The organism is Armatimonas sp., assembly GCF_964826245.1.
In genome coordinates this window covers 1-8,003 of the sequence record NZ_CBAYMC010000209.1, presented here as the reverse complement: position 1 = coordinate 8,003, position 8,003 = coordinate 1, and the positions used below count along the sequence as shown (strand labels likewise).

The window sequence follows — 8,003 nt, the reverse complement described above, 5'->3', positions numbered from 1 at the left end:
GCAGGTGATCAGCAAGCGGATGCAGGCGCTTGCGCCCACTCAGAGTGCCTTAACGACGCTGGCGCGGGGTGGCGCACTTCTCATCGCGACCGGTGCCCTCCCGGCCGTCGGTTGGGTGCTGCTCTTCCCCCTTCAGCTCTTTGCCTCCCTTGGGGCAGGGTTCCAGGCGCTGACAAGCCGTGAGCGCTTCGCCTACGAGCAAATCACGGCGGCGAGCCCTCAGACACAGACGAACCAACAATGAGACGTCGGGAGCTACTTTTAGGCGCAGGCGTGGCTGGCGCGGCACTAGTAGGCTGTCAGCAAAAAGGCAAGCGAGGTGACGAAGGACCGCTTCGTGAGGCCCTGCGCAGCGTTCGCGACCCACGACCTCTCGTCCACACCAGTCCCCGTCCCCCGATGCGCCCCATTGGAGATGCCAGCCACGGGTTGCTACTAAACCGGGCGGCGTTTGGACCGTCCGCCGCAGAGCTTCAGCGCCTTGGCGAGCTAGGAAAAGACGGCTGGCTGTCGGAGCAGCTCAAAGCGCCGGTGCACGACGACGACGAGTCGCTGGCCCTTCGCTGGCGGCTCAAGGGCCTGGAAGTCTTTCACACGCCCGCCTACGAGCTGCGAGACACTCCCCAAAAAGTGGTCATGGAGCAACTAGGCCGTAGCGCGATCCTGCGGGCGACCTACTCCCAGTGGCAGCTCCGTGAGCGGCTCTGTGACTTCTGGGCCAACCACCTAAATATCTATGCACGTAAAGTATACTCCGCCCCGACGCGCCCCAACACGGCGGCGGAGCTGATGTACTTACTCCCTACCGATCTCACCCATGTCGTGCGGCAAAACGCCCTAGGCGCCGTCAAAGATGTCATCCGTGCCTCGATGAAGTCGGCGGCGATGCTGGGATACTTAGATCAGCAAGTCAGCGACGCCAAGCACCCCAACGAGAACTATGCCCGCGAGCTTCTGGAGCTCCACACGATGGGCGTAGACGGTGGCTACTCCCAACGCGATGTGATGGAGGTCGCACGCTGCCTGACCGGCTGGACAATCGAGGATCGCTTTCTCTCAGGCATTTTTCAAGATGGTATCCCGGAAGACCGGCATAAAACGGGTGAGGTCTACTTCAACGCCAAGCGCCACGACGATGGCGAAAAGCTGGTTCTGGGCACGAAAATCCCCGCAGGAGGCGGCAAGAAAGACGCGAGCATGGTCTTGGACTTGATCGCCGCGCACCCTTCGACGGCTCGCTTTATCTCCCGCAAGCTCGTGCGCTACTTCTACGGCGACGACGAACACAGCACGGAGCTGACCGAGAAAGTGGCGGCGACCTACCAGAAATCCAGCGGTGCGATCACGGCGATGGTGCACACACTCTTCACCGCGCCCGAGTTTGATGCTGCCCCACCCATCCTGAAGCGCCCCTTTGACTTCACGATCAGCGCCCTGCGGGCCACCAACGCCCTCACCGACGGTAGCTTGGGCGTGCAAGACCATCTTACCCGCATGGGCCAGCCGCTCTACGAGTGGCCCATGCCCGATGGCTATCCCGAGAAAAACCTGGCGTGGACCGGCTCACTGCTGGCACGCTGGAACTTCGCCATCGCGCTGACATCCGGGGGAGTTGCGGCAACCCAGATAGACACGGACAAAGACGCTGCCCAAGCCCTGCTCGCCCCTCTCCCCGAGTTTTCCGGCAAGCCCGAGGAGCGCCTCGCGCTGGCGCTTGCCTCACCCGATTTTCAGTGGAAGTAACAACAATGAACCAATGGGGACTTTGTGAAGAAAATAGCCAGGCGGCGCAGAGCAGACGTGCACTAATCGGAGGCGCACTCGCCGCCGCGATTATGGCCTGGGCAGGACGCTCGGCGCTGGCACAGCTGACGGTCGGTAAGACGAACCGAAAGCCGCTGGTGACGATCTTTCTACGGGGCGCGATGGACGGCCTAACAGCGCTTCCCCCTACCGGAGATGATGAGTACTTTAAAAATCGCCCGACGATTAAAGTGACAAATGCACTCAAGCTAGATGGCTTCTTTGGGCTACACCCTGCGCTGGGGGCGCTTCATCCCCTGTACTTAGAGGGCAAGCTCGCGCCACTGCACGCGGTGGGCTCGCTGGATCAAAGCCGCTCGCACTTTGAGGCGATGGCCGTGATGGAGCGGGGAGCAGCCAGTGACCCCGCCAGTATTCCGTCGGGCTGGGTGGCACGCTACCTCTCCGCACTTCCCGAGGACAACCCCTCACCGCTCCGTGGCGTCGCCTTCAATACCATCCTGCCCGACATTCTCCGAGGCGCAACCAGTGCCATGGCGATCAACAGCATCACGGATCTTCAGCTCCATGCCTCGCCCAGCCTACGCACAGCCATTGAGAGTATGTATGCCAAAGGCCACGATCCCGCCTCGGTCGCCGGACGAGAGACGCTGGAAGTTCTGAGAGTCTTAGAAAAACTTGATCCCAAGAGCTATAAGCCCGGTGGCGACGCAAAGTACCCCGAGTCTAACCTCGGAAATGGTCTACGCCAGACCGCGATGCTGCTCAAAGCGGGAGTCGGGCTCGAAACTGCGTGTCTAGATCGCGGCGGCTGGGACACGCACGTCGGGCAAAACACCCCGTTTCTGGCGCAGCAGCTCCAGGACGTGGGAGACTCCCTCGGGGCGTTTACGAAAGACCTCGGGCCACAGCTTGAGGATGTCACGATCGTGGTGATGACGGAGTTTGGACGACGGGTGGCGGAAAATAGTGGACTGGGCACGGATCACGGGCGAGCGAGTGCCTGGTTTGTGGCAGGGGGCGGCGTCGAGGGAGGGAAAGTCTACGCCCGCTGGCCCGGCCTCAAAGACGATCAGCTCGAAGCTCCCGGCGATCTTAAAGTGACAACAGACTACCGCGATGTCCTCACCGAGCTGGCAGCACGGCAGATCGGCCTCGAAAAAGCCGCCGCCCTCTTTCCCACCGCACCCGGAAAATTGGTGGGGTTGTTCGGGTAGAATGACGGCATGCCTCGCCGTTTTTTTGCTTGCGTCTCCGCCCTAGGGCTCGCTGGGCTCTGCTTAGCCGCTCCAGCCCCCCCCGCCCCCGCAAGCGGGGGAGCTGGTATTGGCGGGCTGGCGCGGCAGATTCTCTCGGAGAACTGCTTTGCCTGTCATGGCCCAGATGAGAAGCAGCGCAAGGCAGGACTACGGCTGGATTTGCCCAATCGCGCCGTGATTGGCGGGGATATTCTTGCCAGCACGCTCATCCAGCGTATCGCAAAGCCCGAAAGTGACCCGCTGGCAATGCCGCCCGCCATGAGCCATAAATCGCTCACGGAAGCGCAGAAAACGACACTAAGGCGCTGGATTGGCGAGGGCGCAACGTTCGAAAAGCACTGGGCGTTTACCATACCCTCCTCCCCAGCCCTCCTCCCAATCCTGGGAGGAGGGAGCCGGGTGGATGCCTTTATCCGAGCACGCCTTGCCAAAGAAAAACTCACGCTCGCTCCCGAGGCAGATAAACGGACTCTCTTGCGGCGTGTGACGCTGGACCTGACGGGCCTTCCTCCAACACCACAGGAGACAGAGGCGTTTCTCAAGGACACCACTCCGGGGGCCTACGAGCGTGTCGTAGATCGGCTTCTTGCCTCCCCACACTACGGCGAGCGCATGGCGATTGGCTGGCTGGATCTGGCACGCTACGCCGACACGCACGGCTACCACATCGACCCACACCGGGATATGTTTCGGTGGAGAGACTGGGTCATTGCGGCATTCAACAACAACAAGCCCTACGACCAGTTTGTGATCGAGCAGCTCGCAGGAGACTTGCTCCCCAACGCAACCCGCGACCAGATCATTGCCACGGGCTTTAACCGTAATCACCCCATTAACTTTGAGGGCGGCGCAATCCCCGAGGAGTACCTCACGGCCTATGTCGCAGATCGTGTAGATACCACGGCAACAGCGTTTCTGGGGCTGACAATGCGCTGCGCTCAGTGCCACGACCATAAATACGACCCGCTCACACAGCGCGATTACTACCGGCTCTTTGCCTACTTCAACAACAACGACGAGAACGGGCTGGACGGCACCAACGGCAATGCAAAGCCCTTTATCCGCGCTCCCTACCCGGAGCAAGAAGCACGTCTGGCGGAGCTGGAGAGCACGCAAAAGACACTCGATGCCAAGATCGCGGCGAAAGAGACAGGCCCCGTCGAGGTTCCCGCGCTCCTCGCAAGTGATTGGGATGCACAACTAGCGCCTGGGCTTGCCACACATCTGACTTTCGGCGGGAGTGGCGGCATTGTCAGTGGCGCCCTTGCCTTTAACGGCACCGATGCCAAAGACTATCCCGACCTGGGAGAGTTTGAGAGAGACCAGGCGTTTTCTTATGGCTGCTGGGTCATGCCCGAAGGCGGAAGCCAAGCGATTTTCTCTCGGATGGACAATGGTCTTGGGGTGCGGGGCTGGGATTTGTATCTTGCCGATGGACAGCCGATGGCGCACTTTATCCACAGCTGGCCCGATAACGCTCTTCGTGCCGATAGCAAAGAGCGCCTGCCGATGGGCAAGTGGAGCCATGTCTTTGTGACCTACGACGGCAGCAGTAAGCTCTCAGGTGTGAGGATCTATGTCAATGGAAAGCCCACCGAGCTTACCGCTGGCTCAGACTCGCTCAAGGCCACGATCAAGGTCAATAAGCCGTTGCGCCTCGCGGGACGCGACCAGGCAAGTGGCTTTAAAGGCAAGCTCGACGATATTCGCCTCTACAGCCGGGTGCTCTCCCCCACCGATGTTGCCTTGCTCGCCGAGACCGATCCGCTACGGCCTGCCCTAGCGCAACCTGCCGACAAGCGCACCCCGGAGCAGCAGCGCACTCTCACACGCTACGCCCTGCGTACCCGCGATCCGGAGTACCGCAAGCTGGCTGAGGAGAAGTCCAAAGCTGCCACGGAAAAAGACGCGCTTGACAAAGAGATCCCCACAACAATGGTGATGCAGGAGCGCAAGGACAAGCGCCCCACGTTTCTGCTGGAGCGCGGCGAGTACAACAAGCCCAAAGAGCGCGTCGAGCCAGGGCTACCCTCCTCCCTTCGCTTCGCTCTTCCCTCCTCCCAAGCTTGGGAGGAGGGCCAGGGAGGAGGGTCGCGGCTAGATCTCGCCAAGTGGCTTGTGTCTCCCGAGAACCCTCTCACCGCGCGGGTGGCGGTGAACCGCCTGTGGCAGCAGTTCTTTGGCGTGGGCCTCGTCAAGACCAGTGAGAACTTCGGGGTGCAAGGCGATGCGCCAAGCCACCCGGAGCTACTGGACTGGCTCGCGGTGGAGTTTCGAGAGTCGGGCTGGGATGTGAAGAAGCTGGTGCGCCGCATGGTCACAAGTGCGACGTATAAGCAATCGTCGGAGTGCACGCCCGAGCTTCTGAGGCGCGACCCGGAGAACCGCCTGCTCGCCCGCGCCCCACGCCTGCGCCTTCCCGCTGAGCTGGTGCGCGACCAGGCGCTGGCGGTGAGTGGGCTGCTAGTCACAAAAATAGGGGGGCCGAGTGTGAAGCCGTATCAGCCCGCCGGTCTCTGGGAAGAGATGAGCTTCAAGGGCAACTTCTCCGCCCAGACCTACGAGCAAGACCACGGCGACAAGCTCTACCGACGCTCGATGTACACGTTTTGGAAGCGCACCGTCCCCCCGCCCAGCCTCCAGACCTTCGATGCCCCCGAGCGGGAGTTCTGTATCGTCCGACGTGGAGCCACCAACACCCCCCTCCAGGCACTGATCCTCCTCAACGACCCGACCTATGTGGAAGCCTCGCGCAAGCTCGCCGAGCGCCTGATGCGTGAAGCCATCCCCTCAGCAGCTCAGCGCATTGCCTTTCTCTACAGCGTCCTGCTGGCCCGCGCTCCACGCGCCGAAGAGACGTCCTTGCTCATGACGATTCTTAACCGTCAGACCACCGCGTTTCGCAAGAGTCCGGAGAATGCGAAAAAGCTACTCCGTGTCGGGGAGTCGCCCCTAGATACGTCTTTGGATACGATTGACCTCGCGGCATGGACGGCAGTCTGTAGCACGGTACTCAACCTGGACGAAACCATCACGCGGGGCTAACGCAAAAAAACGAGCGGCATTTTTTGCCGCTCGTTTCGTGTTCATGTGATCTACTTCGCCAAAATCTTTGCCTGGTTCGCCAGAATCTCTTCCTGGTTCGCCAGGAGCTTTTTCAGGAGTGCCTGGTTTTCCATAATCACCGATTGATTCTCAACAATAGTCTTCTGATTGGCGATAATCATCGCCTGGTTCCCCAGGATGCTCTCCTGATTCGTCAACACAGCATCACTACTCATCTAGTTTTTCTTTCCTTTCTCGGAGAAGTTCCCACCGTAGACCTCGCGGTAGGTCTTCACTGCCTCGTCCTCAGAGGGCAGGCGCAGGCCATCAGTGAAGCGGTTCATGAAGGCAAAGCGGCAGGTCTGGTGAAGCACTTCAAAGGCTGCAGGGCCGGGGAAGAACTTCTGCAGAGCCAGCCGATCCGCTTCGTTAAGTGCCCCGGGCGTTTTGGTGAGCTTGCGGGCAAAGTCCACGGCGGCTTTTTCATCGGGACTGAGGGCACTGTCTGACTTTTCGAGGGCGAGGAGCTTGCCAATCTCCACACCCTGGCGGCGCAGGCCTTGCACTTGGTGGAGGACACAGTACCGGCAGCCATTGGCCTGCGAGACGGCGAGCGAGACCTGGAGCAGGGTCGTGCGGGGGACAATCACAGGAGGCGCAGGACTTCCGGCGGGGCGGGGCGGCGTCATCCAAGCGTCGTGGATGTCAGGGACGCGTACCATGGCGCGCTGGGAGTTGGGGATCGCGATGCCCAGACTACTGCTCGCGGGGTTCTTCGCACGCTCTAGGAGTGCCGCCGCCATGGCAAGTTCGGCATCGGAGGCAAGCGCAACGCGAGCAACCGTCAGTTCACTGATGTCTTGCCGGGGAAGCTGCGGGGCCGTGCTAGCCAGCCATGGCTCGGGAGTCACTCCAAGGCCAATGGTGAGGCGCGAGAAGTAGTTGAAGAAGCACGTCACCATCGTCAGCTCGATCACCTGCGCATCGTTGAAGCGCGTGTTGACGAGGTTAAATGTCTCGTCGCTGACTCCATGAATGTCCCGCGTCAGATCCGCGGCGTAGCGCACAGCAAGCGCGGTGCGTGGGTCGCCCCCCCCGACGGCCTTAGCGAGCCGCTGGACATGCGCTTGGGCATAGCGGGCCTGGCACTGCGGGGTGATCTGGCTTCCCATTGCGAGTTTGAGGCTTGCGGGGAGTGTTCCGCCAAAGAGCACCACGCGCACCAGCTTGGCCAGCCGCGCCGCCGCTTCCGGGCTCGCACCGGCCGTTGCTTGCAGAAAGTAAGGAACCCGCCCCGCAGCTTCTAACGAGTCCACAGAAGCCGGAGTGAAGCTGCCATCAAGAGGAAAGACAATGCTAGGCATGGCTAAAAATCGGCCTTGAACTGAAGTGTTCCCTGAGCGCTGGCCGTGGCATCGTCTTGACCGATCGTCAGGCCAGGAGGATTGACTTCATTGGCACCGGTTCCCACTCTAGCCCCAAACTGTGCGAAGCGAATCGCACCGCGCTTTTGCCACTTGGCATGGCCATCGCAGAAGAGCAGGTTGGCACCGTCGTTGTGGGTGCTGTCGTAGTACATGTTGGCGAAGCCGGTGTAGAGCCCCGTGCTCAGCACCAAGCGCGGTTTCTCCTGGGCGGCGCGGAAGAAGTTGCGCACTTCGTGGGCGAAGATAATATCGGCAGGCGCGGAAATCGCGGCGATCGAGCGACCTGCGGGAATCCCGTTGAGCAGGATATTGCCATTGCCTGCCCCTGCCACGTTCACCTCACAGATTCCGCCAGTCGGGTTACTCCCCGCCGCTGCGTTCGGACAGGTGCCATCGGAGGAGCGGGGCTTTGCCTGAGGGCACTTGAAAAGCTGGATGTTTTTCACGTAGGGCTGAATGTCGCGTGCCCAGATGCGGTGCGTGCCTGGATTGGCGGCATTAAAGGGCT

The 8,003-nt window shown here is 61.0% G+C and carries 7 protein-coding genes; 4 read left to right on the top strand and 3 right to left on the bottom strand.

Features of this window, described 5'->3' with window-relative positions:
• The 4 genes from AC1XOS_RS17195 to AC1XOS_RS17180 all read left to right on the top strand — a co-directional run.
• Nucleotides 1–244, top strand: a 244-nt coding sequence (locus AC1XOS_RS17195; RefSeq protein ID WP_481963455.1) for a hypothetical protein, incomplete at its 5' end; no start/stop codon positions are given.
• Complete coding sequence (locus AC1XOS_RS17190) at nt 241–1,743, top strand: DUF1800 domain-containing protein (protein WP_481963454.1); 1,503 nt, start codon at nt 241–243, stop codon at nt 1,741–1,743. The genes AC1XOS_RS17195 and AC1XOS_RS17190, both read left to right, overlap by 4 nt.
• A gap of 5 nt (nt 1,744–1,748) precedes the next feature.
• Nucleotides 1,749–2,981 carry a DUF1501 domain-containing protein gene (locus AC1XOS_RS17185; protein WP_481963453.1) on the top strand — a complete coding sequence of 411 codons (1,233 nt, stop codon included), beginning with the start codon at nt 1,749–1,751 and terminating at the stop codon, nt 2,979–2,981.
• A gap of 9 nt (nt 2,982–2,990) precedes the next feature.
• Nucleotides 2,991–6,068: a DUF1553 domain-containing protein gene (locus AC1XOS_RS17180; protein ID WP_481963452.1), complete on the top strand. Its 3,078-nt coding sequence runs from the start codon at nt 2,991–2,993 to the stop codon at nt 6,066–6,068.
• A gap of 50 nt (nt 6,069–6,118) precedes the next feature.
• Here the strand turns inward: AC1XOS_RS17180 and AC1XOS_RS17175 are convergent, their stop codons facing one another.
• The 3 genes from AC1XOS_RS17175 to AC1XOS_RS17165 all read right to left on the bottom strand — a co-directional run.
• Nucleotides 6,119–6,304: a hypothetical protein gene (locus AC1XOS_RS17175; RefSeq protein WP_481963451.1), complete on the bottom strand. Its 186-nt coding sequence runs from the start codon at nt 6,302–6,304 to the stop codon at nt 6,119–6,121.
• Nucleotides 6,305–7,432 carry a carboxymuconolactone decarboxylase family protein gene (locus AC1XOS_RS17170; RefSeq protein WP_481963450.1) on the bottom strand — a complete coding sequence of 376 codons (1,128 nt, stop codon included), beginning with the start codon at nt 7,430–7,432 and terminating at the stop codon, nt 6,305–6,307. It lies immediately after the preceding gene.
• A gap of 2 nt (nt 7,433–7,434) precedes the next feature.
• Nucleotides 7,435–8,003 (bottom strand): H-X9-DG-CTERM domain-containing protein (locus tag AC1XOS_RS17165; RefSeq protein WP_481963449.1); only part of this gene is annotated, 569 nt, incomplete at its 5' end.